This window comes from Citrobacter europaeus, assembly GCF_037482245.1.
Classification (GTDB): domain Bacteria; phylum Pseudomonadota; class Gammaproteobacteria; order Enterobacterales; family Enterobacteriaceae; genus Citrobacter; species Citrobacter europaeus.
Genome location: NZ_CP148084.1, coordinates 4,401,434 through 4,421,205 on the forward strand (window position 1 = coordinate 4,401,434; position 19,772 = coordinate 4,421,205).

24 protein-coding genes and 2 pseudogenes are annotated in these 19,772 nt (G+C 47.2%); 11 read left to right on the top strand and 15 right to left on the bottom strand.

Going from position 1 to position 19,772, the window contains the following annotated elements:
* Positions 1 to 309 precede the first annotated feature (309 nt).
* Positions 310 to 672 carry an endoribonuclease SymE gene (symE, locus tag WHR59_RS20625; RefSeq protein ID WP_338843413.1) on the top strand — a complete coding sequence of 121 codons (363 nt, stop codon included), beginning with the start codon at positions 310 to 312 and terminating at the stop codon, positions 670 to 672.
* 46 nt (positions 673 to 718) lie between these two features.
* Here the strand turns inward: symE and WHR59_RS20630 are convergent, their stop codons facing one another.
* On the bottom strand, positions 719 to 1,354 hold the full coding sequence (locus tag WHR59_RS20630; protein WP_338843414.1) for an HNH endonuclease: 636 nt from the start codon (positions 1,352 to 1,354) through the stop codon (positions 719 to 721).
* 140 nt (positions 1,355 to 1,494) lie between these two features.
* Between WHR59_RS20630 and WHR59_RS20635 the strand changes: the two genes are divergently transcribed.
* Positions 1,495 to 2,367, top strand: coding sequence for a phosphorothioated DNA-binding restriction endonuclease (locus WHR59_RS20635; protein WP_087052232.1), 873 nt, complete (start codon positions 1,495 to 1,497; stop codon positions 2,365 to 2,367).
* 296 nt (positions 2,368 to 2,663) lie between these two features.
* Here the strand turns inward: WHR59_RS20635 and WHR59_RS20640 are convergent, their stop codons facing one another.
* From WHR59_RS20640 to WHR59_RS20695, 12 genes and pseudogenes are all read right to left on the bottom strand, one after another.
* Entirely contained in the window at positions 2,664 to 3,035 is a 372-nt protein-coding gene (locus tag WHR59_RS20640) for a TA system toxin CbtA family protein (protein WP_064324662.1), read from the bottom strand.
* 38 nt (positions 3,036 to 3,073) lie between these two features.
* Positions 3,074 to 3,439, bottom strand: a complete 366-nt coding sequence (locus tag WHR59_RS20645) for a type IV toxin-antitoxin system YeeU family antitoxin (RefSeq protein ID WP_338843415.1) — start codon at positions 3,437 to 3,439, stop codon at positions 3,074 to 3,076.
* 25 nt (positions 3,440 to 3,464) lie between these two features.
* Complete coding sequence (locus WHR59_RS20650; protein WP_063963757.1) at positions 3,465 to 3,686, bottom strand: DUF987 family protein; 222 nt, start codon at positions 3,684 to 3,686, stop codon at positions 3,465 to 3,467.
* Complete coding sequence (gene radC / locus WHR59_RS20655; protein WP_169330390.1) at positions 3,683 to 4,225, bottom strand: RadC family protein; 543 nt, start codon at positions 4,223 to 4,225, stop codon at positions 3,683 to 3,685. The genes WHR59_RS20650 and radC overlap by 4 nt, the downstream gene beginning before the upstream one ends.
* 12 nt (positions 4,226 to 4,237) lie before the next feature.
* Positions 4,238 to 4,681 carry an antirestriction protein gene (locus WHR59_RS20660; RefSeq protein WP_338843416.1) on the bottom strand — a complete coding sequence of 148 codons (444 nt, stop codon included), beginning with the start codon at positions 4,679 to 4,681 and terminating at the stop codon, positions 4,238 to 4,240.
* Positions 4,682 to 4,711: 30 nt separating this feature from the next.
* Entirely contained in the window at positions 4,712 to 5,533 is an 822-nt protein-coding gene (locus WHR59_RS20665; protein WP_338843417.1) for a DUF932 domain-containing protein, read from the bottom strand.
* 98 nt (positions 5,534 to 5,631) lie between these two features.
* Positions 5,632 to 5,862 carry a DUF905 domain-containing protein gene (locus WHR59_RS20670; RefSeq protein ID WP_063925496.1) on the bottom strand — a complete coding sequence of 77 codons (231 nt, stop codon included), beginning with the start codon at positions 5,860 to 5,862 and terminating at the stop codon, positions 5,632 to 5,634.
* Positions 5,863 to 5,933: 71 nt separating this feature from the next.
* A pseudogene (locus WHR59_RS20675) lies at positions 5,934 to 6,383 on the bottom strand (IrmA family protein).
* Positions 6,380 to 6,832: a YfjS/YafY family lipoprotein gene (locus tag WHR59_RS20680; RefSeq protein ID WP_338843418.1), complete on the bottom strand. Its 453-nt coding sequence runs from the start codon at positions 6,830 to 6,832 to the stop codon at positions 6,380 to 6,382. Before WHR59_RS20680 ends, WHR59_RS20675 begins: the two are co-directional and overlap by 4 nt.
* 36 nt (positions 6,833 to 6,868) lie before the next feature.
* On the bottom strand, positions 6,869 to 7,438 hold the full coding sequence (locus WHR59_RS20685) for a hypothetical protein (RefSeq protein ID WP_338844086.1): 570 nt from the start codon (positions 7,436 to 7,438) through the stop codon (positions 6,869 to 6,871).
* Complete coding sequence (locus WHR59_RS20690) at positions 7,438 to 8,142, bottom strand: helix-turn-helix transcriptional regulator (RefSeq protein WP_338843419.1); 705 nt, start codon at positions 8,140 to 8,142, stop codon at positions 7,438 to 7,440. The genes WHR59_RS20685 and WHR59_RS20690 overlap by 1 nt, the downstream gene beginning before the upstream one ends.
* Before the next feature lie 200 nt (positions 8,143 to 8,342).
* Positions 8,343 to 9,218, bottom strand: coding sequence for a GTPase family protein (locus tag WHR59_RS20695; protein ID WP_338843420.1), 876 nt, complete (start codon positions 9,216 to 9,218; stop codon positions 8,343 to 8,345).
* A 650-nt stretch (positions 9,219 to 9,868) separates the two neighbouring features.
* Here WHR59_RS20695 and WHR59_RS20700 point away from each other — a divergent pair.
* From WHR59_RS20700 to WHR59_RS20715, 4 genes and pseudogenes are all read left to right on the top strand, one after another.
* Positions 9,869 to 10,552 (top strand): hypothetical protein, encoded by a 684-nt coding sequence (locus tag WHR59_RS20700; RefSeq protein ID WP_000141342.1) that lies wholly within the window; start codon positions 9,869 to 9,871, stop codon positions 10,550 to 10,552.
* Positions 10,553 to 10,963: 411 nt separating this feature from the next.
* Positions 10,964 to 12,049: an AAA family ATPase gene (locus tag WHR59_RS20705; protein WP_052443901.1), complete on the top strand. Its 1,086-nt coding sequence runs from the start codon at positions 10,964 to 10,966 to the stop codon at positions 12,047 to 12,049.
* A complete protein-coding gene (locus WHR59_RS20710; RefSeq protein ID WP_338843421.1) occupies positions 12,042 to 12,725 on the top strand; it encodes an HNH endonuclease in 684 nt (227 codons plus the stop codon). The genes WHR59_RS20705 and WHR59_RS20710 overlap by 8 nt, the downstream gene beginning before the upstream one ends.
* A gap of 110 nt (positions 12,726 to 12,835) precedes the next feature.
* Positions 12,836 to 13,260: pseudogene (locus WHR59_RS20715) on the top strand (tyrosine-type recombinase/integrase).
* Between the two features lie 117 nt (positions 13,261 to 13,377).
* Here the strand turns inward: WHR59_RS20715 and WHR59_RS20720 are convergent.
* Complete coding sequence (locus WHR59_RS20720; RefSeq protein WP_338843422.1) at positions 13,378 to 14,163, bottom strand: hypothetical protein; 786 nt, start codon at positions 14,161 to 14,163, stop codon at positions 13,378 to 13,380.
* A gap of 530 nt (positions 14,164 to 14,693) precedes the next feature.
* On the opposite strand from WHR59_RS20720, the gene WHR59_RS20725 reads away from it, so the two are divergent.
* Positions 14,694 to 16,019 (top strand): hypothetical protein, encoded by a 1,326-nt coding sequence (locus WHR59_RS20725; RefSeq protein WP_338843423.1) that lies wholly within the window; start codon positions 14,694 to 14,696, stop codon positions 16,017 to 16,019.
* A gap of 379 nt (positions 16,020 to 16,398) precedes the next feature.
* Here the strand turns inward: WHR59_RS20725 and WHR59_RS20730 are convergent, their stop codons facing one another.
* Positions 16,399 to 17,316, bottom strand: coding sequence for a hypothetical protein (locus tag WHR59_RS20730; RefSeq protein WP_338843424.1), 918 nt, complete (start codon positions 17,314 to 17,316; stop codon positions 16,399 to 16,401).
* Positions 17,317 to 17,731: 415 nt separating this feature from the next.
* On the opposite strand from WHR59_RS20730, the gene WHR59_RS20735 reads away from it, so the two are divergent.
* The 4 genes from WHR59_RS20735 to queD all read left to right on the top strand — a co-directional run bounded on the left by WHR59_RS20735 (position 17,732) and on the right by queD (position 19,728).
* Positions 17,732 to 18,310, top strand: coding sequence for a YagK/YfjJ domain-containing protein (locus WHR59_RS20735; protein ID WP_241515494.1), 579 nt, complete (start codon positions 17,732 to 17,734; stop codon positions 18,308 to 18,310).
* Between the two features lie 106 nt (positions 18,311 to 18,416).
* Positions 18,417 to 18,623, top strand: coding sequence for a helix-turn-helix transcriptional regulator (locus tag WHR59_RS20740; RefSeq protein ID WP_241515502.1), 207 nt, complete (start codon positions 18,417 to 18,419; stop codon positions 18,621 to 18,623).
* A gap of 116 nt (positions 18,624 to 18,739) precedes the next feature.
* Positions 18,740 to 19,066, top strand: a complete 327-nt coding sequence (locus WHR59_RS20745; protein ID WP_422388585.1) for a putative zinc ribbon protein — start codon at positions 18,740 to 18,742, stop codon at positions 19,064 to 19,066.
* 299 nt (positions 19,067 to 19,365) lie between these two features.
* Positions 19,366 to 19,728: a 6-carboxytetrahydropterin synthase QueD gene (gene queD / locus WHR59_RS20750; RefSeq protein ID WP_338843425.1), complete on the top strand. Its 363-nt coding sequence runs from the start codon at positions 19,366 to 19,368 to the stop codon at positions 19,726 to 19,728.
* The last annotated feature ends 44 nt before the right edge of the window (positions 19,729 to 19,772 follow it).

Sequence of the window (19,772 nt, forward strand, 5' to 3'; positions counted from 1 at the left end):
CTATTTGCTTCAGTGAGTTAGATCACATTTTTATCCAGATGCCGACAGGCACTGTTTTCTGGAACGAGGGGATATTCAGGCGTGCAAAAGGCAATGAATTTATCCGGTGAATAATACCGGATTTATTGGGATGAGGGGGTTTTCTATTTATTCCGAAAGCGTGCTATTCGCGCTTATTTCATCTTATTTACATCTGGACTTTCGCAAGATTACTGGGGGAATTTACAGGGGTTTTATTAGCGCGATGAGAAGGTGCGCCAACACCTGCGCATCGCTAATCACAGTAACTATTAAGTGAGAATAGTCGCCATGACTGATACGCATTGTATTGCAGTTTCATTTGATCCAGAAGTGCACACCGTAGATAACCGTCGCCTGAAGGTGGGTTATGCGAGCCGCTATCCTGATTACAGCCGTCTGCCGGTGAAGTACGTCCAGTTTCCATCCATCTTGATGAAGGGCCAGTGGCTGAAAGCCGCCGGATTCGACACCGGCACCCGCGTTGATGTACGCGTAATGCATGGCTGCATCGTACTCACCGCCCGCGCCGCTGAACCCGAAGAGTCAGAACTGATGCAATCCCTGCGCGCCGTGGAAAAGCTCTCCGCGCGCAAGCAAAAGCAGGTGCTGGAGTTTATCGGGGTGATTGCGGGGAAAGGGTTGAAGGGGTGAGAGTGTGAATTGTCATTGAGGCGCCTGTGGGCGCCTTTTTGAGCGTTTAGCACAGCATATTTTTCAGTTCTTCTGGGGTATACGGCGGCATGCGCCGGTGCAGCATAGCATGACAATTTGGACACACAGGGGTCAGGTCATTGATGGGATCAAGGCGGTAGTCTTCTTTTATTACCGATAAGGGTACCAGGTGATGTACATGGATAAACCCTTCAGCAATCTTACCGTAGACCTTTGACATATCCATGCCACACACTTTGCACTGATAGCCGTGGTGGTGAAGCGCTGCCTGTCGGGCGTTGCGGTCGCGCTCATAGCGATTCACGGTCACCTGAGTCGCTGCCCCCTCGATATATTCAGTTTGCGCCTCGAGTTCTTCAGGGAAGATCGTGTCGCTCACCACCGCAGCACGATTTTTATCCTGAACAATATGAAAACCTTGCTCAGTCAATAATCTAACGCATTTCGAACTGATATCGCCGGAGAAATCCTGAGGGGTAAACGCTTTGCCCGTCAAAAGCGTCGCCGCAATTCCGGCAATAGCTTTTGATGGATAGCGTCGCCCCTGAAATTCCAGCTCATAAAGTCGTGCCTCTTTGAAACGATGCGAGAAGCCCGAGTCATAGGCGTGAATGGCCTTGATGATGTACTCGCGCGGCAGCGTGTCAGGTAATTCATTCATGGGGCAGGTTCCTTTAACTAAAGGCTTTCTGAAATAACGGCAAGCGATAAAGTGACATCGATAGTGTATCGGCCTCACTCCTCTTGATCAGGTGATATTTTGCGAGCATCATCGCAATTATTTACCTGATAATGAAATCAATGACTTCCAGTAACCCCCTGCAACAGGCAATTGCCGACATCACCATCTGGCGTAAAGGCGAGCAGCGCGCGCCGCACAAGCCCCTGCTGCTGCTTCATGTGCTGGCGGGTTATCAGCAGGGTCACGGTCGCCTGTTTAACTACGGTACGGAAGTTCGCGACCCGTTGCATAGCCTGCTGGAGCGATTTGGGCCACAGCGCGCGCAGTACCGCCCCGATATGCCCTTCTGGCGCTTACAGGGAGATGGGTTCTGGGAGCTACAAAACGCCGAGCATTGTTCAACATCCGGCAGCAGCAAACAGCCCCCAGCCGGAGAACTGGTGACATATAACGTTGCCGGAGGATTTGATGAACAACATTTTGCCCTGCTGAAAAGAAGCAAGAATCTCATTAACGCCCTGGCCCAGCAGATCCTCGAGGCGCACTTCACCGAAAGCATTCAGGAAGAGATCGCGGATGAGCTGGGATTTGATATCCTGCAAATCCGCAAACAGCGGGACCCGTTGTTCCGCCAGCAGGTTCTACGTGCCTATAACTATGAATGCGCCATTTGTGGCTTCAATATGCGCCACGACAGCACCTCTGTCGCCCTGGAAGCCGCCCATATCAAATGGAAACAGCACGGCGGCCCATGCGAGATTTCAAACGGCCTTGCGCTGTGCGCAATCCACCATAAAGCCTTTGATAAAGGTTCGATTGGGCTGGATGAGAGTATGCGAGTTCAAGTGTCGCCCGCAGTAAATGGCAGCGGCATGGTGGGCAGACTGTTCTGGGATTTCGACGGGAAGGAGATTGCTCTACCGATGATACGCGAGAATTATCCAAAAGAAGGGTTTGTGGAGTGGCACAGAAAGGAGGTGTTTAGAGGGTAAGTGCGAAGGCCGGACTCGCACATTAAAATTAACTCCTTGAATTAAAACCAATAAAAACAAACTAATTTTATGTGTACCAACGCAGATACCAACACATTAATTCATTGGATTCGGGACTCGAATCAGGGCAAAGCCAACTGAACAAAATCCCCCTATGAGTAGATGATACAGATAAAGATGAGAAGCTGGCTTTAGCCTTCGCGAACTCCTCATCATCTGGTTACTGTTAGCTTTCCCTACATTGGACAGCATTGTATCAATGTTGTCGATATCAACATTAATTGACTTCCCATAGCTTATAGCTCCTGATGTTGACCTGCCGTTACCCTGGTAACAGTTTTGTGACTGTTGCGTTTCATCAGACCGGAGGCTTTCCGGGCACGTAGAATATCGATACTGGTGATAAACGGTGACTTCTCCATGACAGAGCAACCATCGCAGTCAATTCTTACCAGTTCATATTTTTCGACAAGAAAGTTTACCGCATCGCTAAGCGATATTCCTGCATCAATATGTTCCTGGATGGTGGCTTCATCACTGAACGGTGTGTCATTCAGCGTCAGGCCATAGTGCTGCGATAACAGATGAGTCAGCAGCAACTGCCAGATTTCAACGGGTGACAGGCAGGGCTGAGCCGCCCGTGTCGGGTGTGATGATATGGTTTGCATGAGGTTTACTCTATGAAGTTAAGGGGATAAGCGGTGAGTTACTGCGGCTCAGTATGCTCAGGATAGATAGCAATGAAGACATAGCCACAGGAGCCGAGTGTGTCGGCTTCGCAGGTGAGTCCGTTGTGATAAAGCGTGACGCTGTGCGGGTGCCTAGGGTTGAGCTCTCCGCTGGTGAGCATCAGCTCCAGCTGCTTGAGTATTAACGGAAAGGCCTGGTCGAGGCGCAACGCATGCTCGTCACTGAAAGCACCGTTAAACCCGGCGCGGTCAGCGAGAAAATGCAGGCGGTCGCCTTCTTGCACCAGCCGAGCTCCAAAACAGGGTGTGATCGTACTCTTTAGCCCCCACTGCTGGCAGGGGGAATTCTCCGGTATGGCACCGGATTCTGAGTGAATGTTCATTATTATTCCTGATTAAAGTGAAGGATTAATTGAGAGTAACGCTTCGAAGAATGACATAGGGGCCATTGCGGTCCTGACAACGTTCAGCAAACACGGCCAGAACGCCGCGTATGTCCTCCACCTCGCGGCCAGCATAATGGCAGATACTACCTGACCATTTATATTTGCCCGTACTGAAGCGAAACAGTCGGGATCCAGGATGTTGCCGGTACAGGGTCATTGCCTGGCGTTTGCTGATGATTTTCATATCCAGCCTCGCTCTGCGAACGACACAATGCCCTCTGAACCGATGACCAGATGATCGAGCGTGTTCACATCAACCAGTGCCAGCGCTTCTTTAAGCCTGCCCGTAATGTTGCGGTCGCATTGGCTGGGCTCCGGGTCACCGGATGGATGGTTATGCGCCAGTACGACAGCTGCAGCATTGAAGCGAAGCGCTGATTTCACTACCTCACGGGGATGGACTTGCACATGGTTAATCGAACCGGCAAATAGCGTTTCACTCTCCAGTAAACGATGCTGGTTATCGAGATAGAGCACCATAAACACTTCCCGTTCTTGTCCTGCCAGATGTAACCGAAGCCAGTCACGGGCAGCAGTACTGGAGGTAAAGGATATACCGGGGTGGCGCAGATATTTATCCAGCAGATTGATAGCCCGGCGAATGGTGCGTTGGGCATAGGGGGTTAATCCGGAGGTCGCGGGGAGCAAACAACCATGCTGGGTCATAATCGCCAGTGGAAAGAGTTCAGGCTGAGATGACAGCGGGGATAATGCGGTATTCATGTTCGGTATCCCTCAGTCGATGAGATGCATAATGGCGCTGCACTCTGGATGGTTCAGCACGTAGTCGCGTAAGCGATAATAGTGCTCAGTCATCGCGTCACACTCGGTGCGACAGGCGTGGTGATTGTAAGTCATCAGACAGGCGACCATCCCTGCAGCTTCACTGGTAAGCTCTGCGCCATTGCCGTTCATGCTGTTGAACAATGTCCACTTCTCATCGTGATCTGACTCGGGAGCCATAAAAGCGCCGCGGTTGCTGAGTGTCGAAAAGCGCCAGATACCACCTTGGTAATCGGAATACAGCCGATCCATCCAGGCAAAGATTTGGGGCTCAAGCGTTATCCATTGCGGGATGGTGCCAAAGTGCTGTGGCCAGAAGCCAATGCGTAACTCGTCAGGGACCGCTGAGGCAGTAATTACGGTATGCTCCTCGAACTGATGATTTTTTGTATTCATTAAACTATCTCCTTATACCGGAACTGTTGTTTAACGCCCGAAAAATTCGAGCATGTTTTCTGCCATAACCCACAGGGCGCGATTGAGCTTCACATCGCCGTCAATGCCGGTAACGGCACGGGTGCGGCTGCTTTTCCCCTGTGCGGTTCGCCCTGACAGACCTCCTTTCATCAGGTTCTCCTGCACGCGCTGGTAGACAGTCCACAGGTCATCGCCGTAGTCCTCCCGACGACGCGGAGTCAGCAGCTGCGATACCGTGACCGGCTGGTGGTCTTCGCCAAAGCGATATTTCAGCGCGGCATTCGCCAGCGCGTGACGGGCCGGGGCTGGCAGCGCCAGTGACTGCATCGCATCGCGCTTCTCCTCCACCCGGTCAAAGACCCCGAGCACTTCGTAAGCCCCTTCAATCACCTTCTCGACGACATTGCCTTTATGCGGTACCCGCACTTCTCCGAATGACTGGCCGCAGACCAGACCATTGGTACAGACGCCTCGAAATAGCCCCGGCAACATCTGGTAGCTTGATGAGCCGTCATGGCTGTTAAGTAGAATGATTTCCGGCACCTGATGTCCTGACAGTTGACCGGCACGACGCAGGCGAAGCATGTGTTTGGTGTACTCCCGCTTGCTCTGGTCCCGAACCTTCGTCTGGCAGGCAAAGAACGGCTCAAAGCCTTCACGCTGCAGGCTTTCAAGGATGGTGATGGTCGGGATGTAGGTGTACATGTCTGAACGAGATTCATGTTTGTCGCTCCCGAACACGCTGGGGACATGACTCATCAGCTCTTCGTGGGTCAGAGGCCGGTCACGGCGTATCTGGTTTATACGGCCAAAGCGGCTGGCTAATCGCATGGGTAACTCCTTATGCAGTGGGTAAAAAGACAAAAGGCCACACTTCCCGAAAGAGGTGTGCCCTGACTTTGTTTGTATCGGTGATGTGCTGGTGGTGGTTATGCAGGAAATTTGCGGATGCCATAACGAGTGATATACCGGTTCAGCCAGTAACCGGCATCCGGCTCAAAGTTCCAGGCTCTCCAAACCATGCAACGCTCATGACGGATAACCAGACGGAAATGCGTACCCTGGTCGTCCTCTATAGCAATGTTGGAATATTGAGCCGCAACCGCCTCTGCCTGCTGGCGCGAAAACGGTCCCTCTGGTAGTTCAGTGAGTTCAGGCATACAGGCTCCTTAAAACAAAAAGCCCCTGTGGCATAAGCGACAGGGGCTGAATCAAACGGGTAAAGAATTGGCTAAGACGCCTTACCTCCGACAACCGTGACTTGCAGCGGTTGGTAATACTGCGGGTCGAAAACAGACAGTGGCAGGTCAATCTGGTAACCATTACGCTCTTCCGTTGCCTTCATGATTTCGACAGAGCTGACGTTTTCCACGCATTCGTTCTCCAGCGAGGCTTCCTGAGAGCGAGTCGCATCGCTCTCACCAAATGCAGCCACCGCCATATTCCCCTTAACCAGCGTGTTTCCCCCTTTGTCTTTCAGACGTAGGGAGAGCGTCAGAGACCCAAACCCCTCACCACTGCCGCCGTTGTCCAGGCGAAACTGCCACACGCAGACATTGCCCGGCACCCAGACCATGTCTGTGTTGCGGATGCTGATTTAACGCTGTTCTTCGGCCTGAGCCGGTGAAAGCAGACAAAGGCTCAGAGCGAAAACTGAGATAACGCCTTTCAGCTTCTTCATGGATTTTTCTCCTGATTCTCCGGCAGATAGAGTTTCCCCATTTCCTTGCCATCGTGCGAATACACCACCGATTTTTCACCCGTATAGCTGTCGGTTTCAATTCTGAAGCTCAGAGTGATATTGTCCGCAAGGCACAGGGCTGCCATCAGTGGCTGCACCGTTTTCTGCTGCATATCCGCAATGTAGTAATAATTGCCTGACTCACAGCCTTCCGGCGACTGGTTGGTTTTCATCACCGTATATTGCGGTGTGCCGAAAGCATCCTTCTTTACCCATTCCTGGGCAATATCGGATTTATGCGAGACAACCTTGCTGAACGGTGGCGGAGTCAGGTCCTTAAAACTGGCTATCGTTTTCACACCCGCATCTTCCTTGCGGTCGCAGCCAGAAACCCCCATGGCACCGATAACCATCAAAACAGTGAGAACAGGTCGATACAATTTCTTCATGGTGCAGATACCTTATTAATCGTCCGTTCCTTGGCTTCAGCAATTGCCGGTGCGCCGGCACAACTCTGCCAGACTCTGTTGAGCTACCCACTGCTGCAGTTTCTGCTCTGAGGCAGAACGCTTCGCCGCCAGGGCAGCCTGCTGCTGTTTGTTGACACAGTTTTCCGGAAATGCAGCAAGCACCTGCTTGCTGTGAGGTTCATTAACCAGCTCCAACTGATACTGGGTGTCGATGATAGTGAAGTAACACCCTTTCCCCTGGTCTTCACCCTGATAGACCGATGTCAGGTCGGAATAATAACCGCTGGCAGGTTTCAGATTCAGCTTGCGCACGGTATGTGTTTTATTGTCGGCGAGAAAATAAGCACCACCACCACGCTGACGCAGCAGGAATTGCCTGGTCCAGGGATAATTGCCAATCACACTGGCCTGATAGAGCGTATTGTTCAGCGCGTCGTTGTCCATGCCATCTGCTGATTTCCAGCCATCCGCCTGCATGTACTGCCAGAATTTGACGGTACCCACGACAGTTTCAGCAGACGCCGGAAAGGTAGCGCCTGCGCAGAGACTGACGGCCAGTGCCGTTGTAATCAGTAATTTCTTCATCATGATTCCTTATGAGGTAAAAGACCGTCGCCGGTTCTGGCGAGCAGTGAGTGAAAAACGTGAAAATGGGGAAGGGCTCTGAGTAATTCCGGTTCGGCGAGAACGTTACGAATCTGAAGGTCGGGCACGAACAGTTCCGGGTGCAAGGTAACCGCATGGATATCGTTCAGCGGAAACACTGCCACGCGATGATGATGCTCGCCAGTCAGATACCAATGCCCGCCGCAGAGTACGAGGCGGTATGGTGCAAGCCCTGAGCAACGACAATCTTCAGCCAGCAGCGTCACGCGACGATGCTCTGATATAGCCCTGACAAGGCGTGTAAATATGCCTGGCCTGGGCGGCGACAATGACTCCGATTCTGCCCATATGAGGCACGGAGACTCACCGGGCCCACTCAGCAGTGAGCTGACCATGTGGTTATCCATGTCAGGAAACAAGGCCTCCACACCTGACTGACGAGCAAAAGCCAGCACAGCCAGTTCGCGCTGATGGCTACCTGAAAGCAGACGACAGGTGCCGTCGCGATATTCCAGGTCCAGGTACATCAGTCGCTCACGAAAATCCCGGCGGAGGGTACGGAGCGATACACCAAACTCTGCGGCAAGAAGGCCCATATCCAGTGTTTCGCCAGCAATAAGGCGGCTGATAATGAGGGACAGCCGAACCGCCAGCCGCTCATGGCGACGCTCAGTCTGGGACATTAGATTTTCTCCATCCCGTTAACAGGCTGAAAATTAAGTGATTAGTGTAACGAAGGGGTCGGACAGGGTATGGACATGGGAAGGCGTATTTTTTCAGTGCGAGGATTACAGCTGTAATGCGCCTTTGCGCGTTGAAGGTGCATTAATCGCTCATTAATTGAGCACAGGAAGGACGGGAAGTGTCCGCTATACGCGGTTTTTCAGAAGAAAATCCAGTCCCAGACGGCACGGGCAACGGTTACCACGGCTTCCCGCACGGTTCGAATCACCGTTTTCAGTGGCGCAGGCAGGAATGACGATGACTCAGCCGTATCGAAAACACAACCCACAGCGTCACCGAAACTGTCACGGCCCTGCGACTTTACCGGCTCTGTGCAGAGTCTCCCGTGCAGTTGTGTCACCACCGGACTGGTGGCGCGGTCAGGCAGACAGCGCATCATGGTTGCCACCATATCCTCAATGCCCCATCCAGTGCTGGCGGACACCGCACAGACCGGATGATGCGGTTTAAACATCGCCATAATCGCAGCCTGCTTCGCTTTAAGATTTCCCTGTTGGTGTGTTGAAGGTTTGCTGGTGAGGGTATCCCATTCATGACAGGGTTCGATTTTGTCGGCCTGGTTAATCACAAACAGTACCTTTTGCCTGTAAGGTTGCATCACACCGTGCCAGAACTGCTCGTCCACGGTTAGTGCCCGATCATCGGCCTTAATGACCCACAACACCAGATCCAGTTCCGGCAGGATTCGACGGTACAGGGCACGGTATTCTTGATCCCGCCGCCCGTTTTCACCAACCCCCGGTAAATCGACAATCACCAGACTGTGACGACCGCTGCGCAACCGGAAGCGCAGTACGTCGCGAGTACAGGCGTTCACATCACTCACCGGGGACACCTCACCCCGGAAAAGTTCGTTGCAAAGAGAGGATTTACCTGTACCACTTTTGCCCATGATGCCAATTACCGGCTCGTAATGGGTCAGGTTCTGGATACGTTCAAGAATAAGCTGGCGAAGCGTGTGCGGAAGCGACGCGAGCGGTGGTTCAAGGGCCTGAAGGCCGTCAGGTTTATTCATACAGTAGTCTCAGCGTGAAAAATAAAAAACCCCGAGTTCCAGTCAGGAAAGCGGGGATTCACAGAGATAATATCTATCTGAAATTATTTTGAATTTTAGATTAATACACAAAGGACCTTGTGTAGCCCAGGACTAAACGAGATCCGCTTCGTGCCAGGAGCAGACATTGCCAACGTTATGACCCTCGATTACATCAAAGAGCCCTATAGCCGAAACCTGCACCATAGCCATCTCTGTAGAATTCGTCCTAGGGGCTTTTAACAGACCTAGTTGTATGGATCGGAAGGAAATATTAAAGCTCAAGGCGTCAGTCCAGTGCTGACCTGTTTGCTTACCACACAAAAGAGTACTGCTTGTACCTGCTAACTAATGGTATGCGGAGTGAGGGGGCGGGTAGAACCAAAAGCACTTACTACGTGTGGCGCTCTCCTGGAAGAGGAGACGTCGAAGTGATAACGCTAACAACAGTCTTACTGGTGATGCAGATAATGCTAGCTGGTCTGGTTGCCATAAAGCAACTGACCGGACGCCCGTAAGGGATGGAGGAACTTGATTAAAGGCAGGGGGTTACCTCCCCTGCCTTTTTTCGTTTCTGCACAAGTTAGCTCTGTTATTATAATCCTTACTCACACTGTAAGGACATAGTTCAAATGACTGAATGGCTTAATGCACATTTTGGTGCAGACGCAGCTACCTATCTTAGCTTATTAGTCGGCGTACTGGCACTGTTTGGTATTGGGGGCGGTGTTACATATAGAATCAGACAGCAAAACAACATTAAACAGAAGGCAAAGAAAACCGAGGGTGATGTGAACCAGGCCGGGCGGGATATTAATCAGACCACCAACGTTTACCACACATCCAATGAATCTGCTGAGGACCCTGTAAAAAAAAAGCAAGATGAACATGATCTGAAGATCATCGACCAGATCCTTGAATTACTGCCTTATGAGGATACTACTCAATGGGTTGAGCAGAGCTACCTGAGCGGTATACGGCAAGATGTTTGCTTAAACATTGAAAAAGCTGAAAAATTTAGCGGTGAAAAGTATCGGTTATTCAATACTGAAGTGAATGGTGCGAAAGACGCTTTTTTGGACGCTATGACCGCATATGTAGATAGTACGCTACCGTTTATGAGTGTTGATTACCCGAACAGAAAGCCAGTGATGCTAAGCCTTCCCCATGACTGGAAGAGTAAGAGTGTTGAATCGGAGGCAAACTTCCGCTTTCATCAGCAAAATGTGCGTGAAACATCGGGGGTGATGATTGCGCGCTATGAGGATTTTGTCAGGACATTTAAGGCTCATGGATTCATAAGCGATAAACTGTAAAGGCGCAGTGGGTCAGCGAACACCGCAACGACAGAACCGCGTAAGCGGTAAAATCAGGTTGTTTACTGGCGAGTTTATAGCCGTCCCTCCGGGGCGGCTTTTTTATGACTATAATCGACAGAATCACCTGAACGTCCAGGTGGGTTTCCCTGACAGGACGTCAAGGAATGTTCGCTTTGTGCCAGGAGGGGACGTTGGCTGATGTTTTTTTAATTTAAATTCCCGGGGAGAATGTTATATCCATTAAAATATAAAAGACCTTACTTCCTTTATCTTGAAATATCTATTTAGAATCATGCATTCTCGTTGGTGCCATTCTAGAACCATTAAAAATTATTTGCTGAACAGAACTTGAAATATAATTATATTTTTTGTAGGATGATTATTCAACAATAAACTGGAGATGCCTGAATGAACGTCTATTTCGTAGTCGGTCAAAATGGAGTTGGAAAAAGTCAGTTCCTTCTTAAACGAGCGTACGAAGATACCGTATTTAAATCAATAGTCATATGTAATTCTATACACGACAGATTCATCCCTTCCCCTAAAATTAAACGTCTCTCTGCTAAGAATTCAATGTCCTTGCCTAACAATGTGATGAAGAAAGCAATAATGTTATCTTTATCTGAAGGCCCTCACAAGCTTAGCGATATTTCCAGAACACTCATTTATTGTGGCTATCAACCAGTAATTACAGTCACAGTGAAACCTATACGAAACAGAGACGAAATATTTGAATCAAGATTCAATAATGATAATTCAAGCGGTTATATAATAAATGAAATAATGAATCATGGCAGTGAGTCTCTGGAATTCGACTTCGACTTTGGTCGCGCTGATAAAGACTTTAACTTTAGAGAACTATCCATTCTAAACGAAATATTACGTTCTGAAGGAGAACTGCGTGGCAGGAAAATAATTAAACCTATAGAAATATCACTTCACAAGATAAATGGAGGGAAAATACCATTAGCCGGAGCTAGTTCTGGGGAGTTAAGTTTAATTACTTCATTCATTTATATCTTGTGTGAACTAGATGGTGCAGAACAGTTACTCATTGACGAACCTGAGAATAGCTTACACCCTCAATGGCAAAAAGAGTACGTGAGCAAACTAGTTGGATTAATTGGATATCGAGAGGTAAAAATATTTATTGCTACCCATTCCCCTCTTATTGTGTCTGGAGCTCAGCTTGAGGAATATATCTCCCCATCCTTTTATCATCCAGAAAGTAATGAGTGGAGCAAGTCATCATCAATAAATATCGAAGCTACTTTATGGGAGCAATTTGAAACCATTGGGCCTAAGAGCACATATCTCAGTGAGAAAATAGTTACTATTCTAGATGAATTTCAGTCTAGAAAGCGATCATTTGATGAGACAATTTCTGAAATTAATCTTATGGAAAAAGGTACCTTTGATAAATCTCAAACACTCACTTTTAAAGCCGCTGTAGGTTTGGCTAAAGCAATTGCACAGGAATTAAAAAATGCCTAACGATCCTTTAGAACCTAAGCTAACTACATTTAAGCTTTCAAAAAAAGAAGAAGAGGCCATTGAATTTGCCTTAAGTAAAGAAAATCCTTGGGCTCATGATGATAAGCAATTATTCAGCGTCAAAGATACAATTAAAGATATAAAGAATAGAATACGTGATTTCCATATGCAACGTCAGTCAAACCAATGCTGCTATTGTCGAACAATATTACATGGTACTGGTAGTTTTATGATTGATAGAGAGCATATCTTACCGAAAAGTAAATATAGTAAATTAACTTACAATATATCAAATCTTTCCGTTGCTTGTAAAAGATGCAATATGGAAATAAAAAAAGACGAGCTTGGCTTTATTCGTTCCATACAGGATATCGAGGCCAATTTTGATGATGAATCTCAATATCTCTTCATTCATCCAAATCATGAGAAATACTCTAACTTCATAATCAGAAGGCAAGAACAAGTAGGTGATCATTGCGCAATAAAGTATATTTATGATGAGGATTGTGAGAAGTCAAAGTTTACGTATAATTACTTTAAATTAGAAGGGCTTGAAATTGATTCTATTAATGAGACTCAAGGGCTAACTCGTACGGATTCACAAGAAAATTTAAAGCTACGCTTGGAACAAGAAATAGAAAGACTGCGTGACCAACTAAATGCACTAAATATATAAAAAGAGACTTATCCTCTAATTCAGGTAGAGGCACATTAAAAAATACATGTTCTTTTTTCGCTCATGAACGATAATTCCACTCAAATCTCACCATTGCAGGAGATTTGAGTGTGAACATGTCACCGTGGAGCAAAAACCATATCATCGGCCATAAAAGACCATTTCAGATATCTAATATCAGTAGGTTCCAAATCAGACTTGACCTAGAAGGTAAAATGCACGATTTGGATCTGTTCAATATGGCCTTGGACAGTAAAGACTTCTTGTTCCGGTCTCGAGTCGGAACTAACCAGCACATATCAACCCGACAATACAACCGAATCTTTCATGGGGGGTAGAAAAGCTTGGTCTCGAAGATTCAGTTTACAGCACACATTCCTTTAGAAGAACAAAACAATACCTGATCTACAAGAAAACCAAGAATCTTCGGGTGATCCAACGTCTGTTGGGCCATAAGAAACAGGAAAGCACAGTCCGTTATCTGGGAATTGAGGTAGATGATACGTTAGAGATATCTGAATTGATTGAAGTCTAAGGTTGTTAGGGCTGCAACAGGAGCCCTGTGCCATAAAGGGACGTAACTAGCACAACGATAAGTAAAATTTGGAGTGCAGATCAATTAACATCTATTTAAATGTTAGCCGTCGCACGCTCATGACAAGGATTTCACTTGTCGCCAAGTTTCTACGCCCAGGCTTGTCATTGCGTCGAATGCGGCTTGCTTATATGTGGCATATTCGGAGTCATCTAAGTTCGTGATTCTAGCTGGCGTTTGCTGGAATATTCTCAGTATGAATGTAAGCACCAGTTGAAGCGTGTCATAAAGCTTGGCTTGATCAGGTTTTGCTGGATTAAGCATTAGCATGATCATGTTGCATTGCTCAATAATCTCAGAAGACATCTCATCAAGTTGCTTCTGTATGGTAGCAATGTTGTTGGGAGCCACTGGACGCTTCGCAAAACTATACTGCATATCTAGCTGTTTATATAAGTTCGAAAACCTTTCACGAATATCTTGTAACCAACGAAGCCGTTCTGTGGCTACCAGATTCGCCTGCAGGCGTTTGGTTTCGAGTTCCAAATCAGACTTCGCCTTCTGCCTGGCAACTAGGTAGCTGACAAGTCCGCCGGCCAGTGCGCCGAATACCCCAGCAGCAGCAGAGATCAGCGCGATAAGGGTTGATGAAGCCGTGGGCACATTGCCGCTCGGAGTCTGGACTGTAGTTGTGGTTGGTGTTGGCTGCATGCTGACTGTCTGGGTAACGGTGTTTGATCCGCAGACGAGGCTTATTTCGGGCCTAACAGGCTGCGCAGACTTGCGAGGCTGTGGTGGACGCGGAAGCTCACATATGGTGTTTTCTCCAGACTCTTCAGCCCACACAGGAGTAAAAGCGAATAACAGTGCAGAGAGAGAAAGTATGTGCAATTTCAAGTTCATAGGTTCGCTTGCCGCTCCTTGATACGGCTAACAGTGATTAGATGGAAGGCTGTATTAATACATTAACAGTTCCTTCCATCTACTTCGCTCTGTCTGATACATAATGCGGTAAAGAGCATTTTAAATCAATCATATAACCCCCACCTCATAATCTGAACATAATCGCTTGAGCACTTCTTCTTTTTCGCAAACATATGAGAAAGCGACGTAAAGGACTATAGCAAGTGCCGGTACGGTTATCGCCCTAGAACGACGACTTCCAGTCTACTGCTTGTTACCTGCAATGTGGTGCTGACGTGATTTAGCATTTATCCGCCTCTCGCTCTTAACTGCCCATTATGCCCTGCACTAGGGTAACTCTGTGCCAGAAGCTAATGTTGCTAGCTAACGTAACTATCGGCTCAATTTTAGCGGCTAACTCTTTTTTGACGATTGAGAATCCACTTATCCATCAACAATGTTGATGGGCAATATTAAGCATTCGTTATTAAAGTATATAATGCAAAGTGTTATCATTATGGAGAAATGTGATGAAATTCAATGAACATACTGGTGTCATGGACGATGAGTTCGTTTCCATGGGCCTTGAATGGCTATGCAAAGTGCAAGGCGATAGTGATGCATTCCTATCGCGCCTTGAAAAGGCACAATGTAAATATATCTCTTCGACAAATGACCCTACCAATTTTGGCAAGGATTTTGACATCAAGCTTTATGGGCATGATATTGTCGCGAGCTTCTTTGCTCAGGCGAAATCATTACTCGACAATCGGAGGGTTTACGACATTAGTATAGCTTCTAATATTATCCCCTGGGTCAAGCAACTTGGAAGAAACTGCCACCTTATTGAGGCCATACCAGGTGCCAGGGAGCGAGCTAGGAGAATGTTAGAAGACGAAACGGTCTACCCCGACACGGCCTTGTTTGAGCTAGTTGTAGCTGGTAATTATGCTGACAGGGGATTTCAAGTAGAATTTATACCCGAGCAGAAAGGAATCGCTAAAACTCCGGATCTAAAATATAAAAATCAAGACGGCCAGGATTTTTATATTGAGTGTAAAAGGCTACAAAAAGGAAAGTATGAGACTATTGAAAAACAACATCATCGGGAAATAATAAACCATGAAAAAACGATGAGAATCCTTGAAGAATTCAATTTATGGATGGACATTGTTTATAAGTCCGAGGTGAAAGATATTCCCCATGATTATATATATGAACACCTCAAGCACTATAAAGGAAATATCTACACTTGGAATGATATTTATGGTCAGGGCGTAGTGAGACCCATAAGCCTTACCCCTCTGCTTACAGATATTCTGATTAATGGATCCATCATGTTTAATACCAAGTTTGCTCGTCTGATTAAGGGAGATGTGCTGCGCGATGAATATTATAATATCTATGCACGGGTAAAACCAGATGACCGCGACAATCGATTCGTTGAGTTTGTTTACCAAGCAGCGCTTGTGACTTGGCGGTGCGTAAATGAAACCTCTTTTGAGGGACGTTCGAAACATGTAACTTCACTTCTGAAAACAATTGATGATCAGCTTTTGAATTTTGGACCCGGCATTGCCCACATTGCCATTGATGTGGATGTGCAAGGTGACGTTGCCGACAAGCGTCGCCAGAAAAATATAGAAGCCATCTCTCGCTTTAAGCCTGATTCCAGACTATGCCGAACAATGGTGCATTACATGGTTCCCAGAATTGATGAAGATTCAGCCTGGATGGTCGATGAAACATCAGATGAATTTCTGAGTTATCCACCTGAATTTGGTATCACACCTCGAGTTGCTATTTTTACGGACTCCGAAACCCTTGATAATGACCGGCCAGGATGGCGCCAATAACCGCTGTCTGACCAGATGTGGCTGATCTTTATAGTGAAATATTCTCCCACGCTGTACCCGGTAATAGACACCAATTCACAAGATAATTAACGCGGTGGAGGCACGCTTCCACCGTGTCTAATTGAATCACCGCACTATATCTTGTATCAGTGTTTTTATTTTTAACTTCCGTTCCTCGCTCAGAGCGGACCTTCAGATCAGCTAGCTTGCACGCTTCGAGCCAGAAGTAAACGTTCTAATTTTCATACCTCGACTATGTGCTCTGTACTTAACGGGACAAGGAGGAGATAGTGAGAGGACCCTAGATCGACTCAAAGGGTCGACTCAGATTCATCACTACAATGAGAAATCAGACGAAGAAACCACTGAGATCACAACGCTATTTAGCAGATCGCCGATAAGATTTTGATGCTTGCCAGGCATGTTTCATCTTCTCAATAAACTCCAGCTTCTCTTCAGGTTGGACGTTCCACACATCCATAGCCGCAATAATCATGTCATAACGCATGGACGTATTATAAGGGCGAAGATAGCCCGCTATTCGTTCTTTTCCTTTGAGATAGTCCCAGAGATAGACTAATTGAATTTCATCATGACGTGACATCCAGTCAAAATCTGTCAGAAAAAAATCATATTGCTCAAGCCAGCGCTCGTGCAGTTTTTTGAAATAAGAGATCTTATCTCCAAGTGAGCATGGAGCTTCATCAATGTATCTCATCACACCATTGATGAGTTCACGCTCAGTTACCGGGGTGGGGTTGTACAGATCGGTACTTGCTCCCGCGTTCAGATAAAATCGGGAGAAAACACGTTTCGGTTTTTTCGAGGCTGTGGCCTTTGGATTGGTTATCAGGTCCCAATCGATATCGTCCAGGTCGATATTCAAATTAGGGAAATCAAGATTTGTGAAGATATTATTATCCATTAAAAGAGAATTAAATCTTCCTGAACAACCGAGGTCATTCCCCAACCCACCAAGCGTCAGCCCTGCAGATAATACTGGGTATTCAAAAATATAATGGTGAGCAAACCACAATGCTCTTGGTGTACCTTTGAAACAATCAAAATAACCTTTATCAATCAGTAGCAACTCAGCCCATTCTTTAAGAGTTTTCCGGCCAACTTTGATCCTGTCCTGATCGCCCAGGAAATGCCGTTCAAGGATCTCAGAGATTAAACGTCGAAACTGATCCGGCGAATCATAAGTACTCCACTGTAAGGAGTAATCAGTGTTGGAAAGCGCACCAAGCATTTTTAGATACATTATCTCGTAGCGGATCATATCGTAATGCAACATCGTCTCTTCCCTCTAATTCTGGCTCCTGAACACAGATTAGCATGAGCATCTTTTATGTGGAGAGAGACGGGTCACAGGCTGAGGAATGACTGATTTATTACTGATATCCTACTGATTTTATTGTGATATTACTTTGACGTTTTACTGCATTATTCCTGTAGTTTTTACTCTACGAATCTCCTCTGTTCACCTCATTAGAATCCTCAAACAGCTGATATGAACATTTGGGTTTTTAGTATAATTAAGGGGCACTCCCTGTTTCTATACCGCCCTGTTCACAGCTCCTTCCCCCAACAAGCAACCCTGCCTGTATTGCCCCGGATACACAGCTCCCTGTATCTGCCGTATCCCCGCTTCTCTTAAAAATTACATCTCATCCCAATCCTTTGTACTCCACCTGACAAAGGATAAATCAATGCACACTCCTTACCCTTTTAATTCCAGATACACGATGAACTGGTTTCTACTGTCTCTGATCAATGACCACCTGAATCAGCTACTGAACCGATACTCCCGAATACAGGCACTCAGACTCGACCTGTTCTATCAGAAAGGTACAGAGCGCTATAAACGTCATTCATGGAATGAAACCGAGCGAGAGGTGCGCATGCTGGTTGAACGCACCCTGCAGCACACAAATCTGTCAGGATATTTCTGGGTACTGGAGAGCTCTGTAGACCACGGCTGCCATGCTCATATCGTGTTCTATCTCGACAGGCACCTTAACCAGGCTACCTACCCAATAGCTGAGAGAGTCGGAACAATATGGCGGGAAGTAACGCAACGAGAAGGCTATTACAACCGCTGCGAATACAAACCCACTTATGAAGTCAGTATTGATAAGCCAGTGAACTATGATGATACCGAAGCCATCGATAACCTGCGCTACATCATCAGCTACCTTGCCAAAGAAGAGCAAAAGCACGGTCATTATCATTACGGAGCCAGCGAGGTACCGCCACCCAGCGGACTGGGGCGTCCTCGCACGGTGTAACTCACGTTCTGCACTTTTTACGTATCAATCCATTGATGTGGAAGGGCTGGTGGTAACGAGCAATCAACCGCCAGCTCAGGATTATCCCACAATGGAAGACAGCAACATGACAGAACAAATTTCTTTGCTTGATGACCAGTTGGTGGATATGCGGTTCATCACGAAGCTTACAGGGCTTACGGACAAATGGTTTTACAAGCTAATTAAAGATGGTCTATTCCCGAAGCCAATCAAACTGGGTCGCAGCTCCCGCTGGCTTGAAAGCGAAGTGGAAGCCTGGCTACAGCAACGCATAGCGCAGTCCCGTCAGTAACCTGTCGAACGCAATCACATCTCCCCCTAATTTAAATCAACCAGTCGTATGACCCGCACTGCTGCCCTCCTCGGGACGGCTTACGCCTGCGTGTCGCATGGCACAGGACCAATACTATGACGATTTACGCCAAATGTTTTATTGCGCTTGACGCTAATAAGCGTCTCACGGGAGCAACCACTGGACAGCTTCACCCTTACGACAGCTACACCTGCCACTTCTGCGGCAGTAAGCCGCAATACCATCCTGAATACATCACCGAACGCCCGTGGTTTGCACACTGGCACGGCGATCTAACAGAGAACGGGCGACAGCACTGTCCGTATGTAAATCCTGATTCGGGTGAAAGGCAATTAGCCAGACGGCTACAGCACTTCCTCCCCAATGCTATCCTCAGGGTCAGTAAAGCCGTCTGGCTCTGCGCACCATGCGAGACCAGTTAGTTATAGCCTGAGTTGTCGTAGTGGAGATTTCAGTTATCCAACTGAAATAGCGTCATGAGAATGCTGAAGCTCTTTTTTGCCGCCAATCTTTAAACTTACGTACGAAGCGGTGATATTAGTCGATGTAGGGCTGTGACTAGCGATAACGTCCAATTGAGTTGCATGCTCATCCTGCAAAGAGGCTCACAATCGAAAACAATCCGGTTTGGGTCGGAATACGCAAGCGTGCTAATGCTCATTCTTAAATGCTAGGAAATCTTGCTTCTTATTGTTACTGTATAACAAAAAATGAGGTCACCATGAAAACTACGTTATACAAAGATTTCACATTTGAAGCCGCACACCGTCTTCCCAATGTTCCTAAAGGCCATAAATGCGGCCGCTTACACGGACACTCTTTTGTCGTGCGCCTTGAGATAACTGGTGAAGTTGATAAACACACAGGTTGGATTATTGATTTCGCTGAACTCAAGGCCATTTTCAAGCCAACGCTAGATCGCCTGGATCATTACTATCTCAATGATATTCCTGGATTGGAAAATCCCACCAGCGAAGTGCTTGCTGAATGGATTTGGAATCAGGTTAAAACACAGTTGCCGATTCTGAGTGCTGTCATGGTGAAAGAAACCTGTACTGCGGGTTGCGTATATCGGGGTGAGTAGCCCAAGATTGACCTTAGCTGTAACGTATTTACGTCACAGCTAAG

Excerpts from the sequence above, each read along its gene's own strand:
- WHR59_RS20700 (WP_000141342.1), top strand. The coding sequence starts at position 9,869 with ATGACTGAATGGCTTAATGCACATTTTGGTGCAGACGCAGCTACCTAT.
- WHR59_RS20720 (WP_338843422.1), bottom strand. The coding sequence starts at position 14,163 with ATGAACTTGAAATTGCACATACTTTCTCTCTCTGCACTGTTATTCGCT.
- radC (WP_169330390.1), bottom strand. The coding sequence starts at position 4,225 with ATGAATACCGCATTATCCCCGCTGTCATCTCAGCCTGAACTCTTTCCA.
- WHR59_RS20640 (WP_064324662.1), bottom strand. The coding sequence starts at position 3,035 with ATGCAAACCATATCATCACACCCGACACGGGCGGCTCAGCCCTGCCTG.
- WHR59_RS20735 (WP_241515494.1), top strand. The coding sequence starts at position 17,732 with ATGCACACTCCTTACCCTTTTAATTCCAGATACACGATGAACTGGTTT.
- WHR59_RS20690 (WP_338843419.1), bottom strand. The coding sequence starts at position 8,142 with ATGTCCCAGACTGAGCGTCGCCATGAGCGGCTGGCGGTTCGGCTGTCC.
- WHR59_RS20705 (WP_052443901.1), top strand. The coding sequence starts at position 10,964 with ATGAACGTCTATTTCGTAGTCGGTCAAAATGGAGTTGGAAAAAGTCAG.
- WHR59_RS20730 (WP_338843424.1), bottom strand. The coding sequence starts at position 17,316 with ATGTTGCATTACGATATGATCCGCTACGAGATAATGTATCTAAAAATG.
- WHR59_RS20685 (WP_338844086.1), bottom strand. The coding sequence starts at position 7,438 with ATGAAGAAATTACTGATTACAACGGCACTGGCCGTCAGTCTCTGCGCA.
- WHR59_RS20665 (WP_338843417.1), bottom strand. The coding sequence starts at position 5,533 with ATGCGATTAGCCAGCCGCTTTGGCCGTATAAACCAGATACGCCGTGAC.
- WHR59_RS20680 (WP_338843418.1), bottom strand. The coding sequence starts at position 6,832 with ATGAAGAAATTGTATCGACCTGTTCTCACTGTTTTGATGGTTATCGGT.
- WHR59_RS20645 (WP_338843415.1), bottom strand. The coding sequence starts at position 3,439 with ATGAACATTCACTCAGAATCCGGTGCCATACCGGAGAATTCCCCCTGC.
- WHR59_RS20710 (WP_338843421.1), top strand. The coding sequence starts at position 12,042 with ATGCCTAACGATCCTTTAGAACCTAAGCTAACTACATTTAAGCTTTCA.
- WHR59_RS20630 (WP_338843414.1), bottom strand. The coding sequence starts at position 1,354 with ATGAATGAATTACCTGACACGCTGCCGCGCGAGTACATCATCAAGGCC.
- WHR59_RS20695 (WP_338843420.1), bottom strand. The coding sequence starts at position 9,218 with ATGAATAAACCTGACGGCCTTCAGGCCCTTGAACCACCGCTCGCGTCG.
- WHR59_RS20745 (WP_422388585.1), top strand. The coding sequence starts at position 18,740 with ATGACGATTTACGCCAAATGTTTTATTGCGCTTGACGCTAATAAGCGT.
- queD (WP_338843425.1), top strand. The coding sequence starts at position 19,366 with ATGAAAACTACGTTATACAAAGATTTCACATTTGAAGCCGCACACCGT.
- WHR59_RS20635 (WP_087052232.1), top strand. The coding sequence starts at position 1,495 with ATGACTTCCAGTAACCCCCTGCAACAGGCAATTGCCGACATCACCATC.
- WHR59_RS20670 (WP_063925496.1), bottom strand. The coding sequence starts at position 5,862 with ATGCCTGAACTCACTGAACTACCAGAGGGACCGTTTTCGCGCCAGCAG.
- WHR59_RS20725 (WP_338843423.1), top strand. The coding sequence starts at position 14,694 with ATGAAATTCAATGAACATACTGGTGTCATGGACGATGAGTTCGTTTCC.
- WHR59_RS20740 (WP_241515502.1), top strand. The coding sequence starts at position 18,417 with ATGACAGAACAAATTTCTTTGCTTGATGACCAGTTGGTGGATATGCGG.
- symE (WP_338843413.1), top strand. The coding sequence starts at position 310 with ATGACTGATACGCATTGTATTGCAGTTTCATTTGATCCAGAAGTGCAC.
- WHR59_RS20660 (WP_338843416.1), bottom strand. The coding sequence starts at position 4,681 with ATGAATACAAAAAATCATCAGTTCGAGGAGCATACCGTAATTACTGCC.
- WHR59_RS20650 (WP_063963757.1), bottom strand. The coding sequence starts at position 3,686 with ATGAAAATCATCAGCAAACGCCAGGCAATGACCCTGTACCGGCAACAT.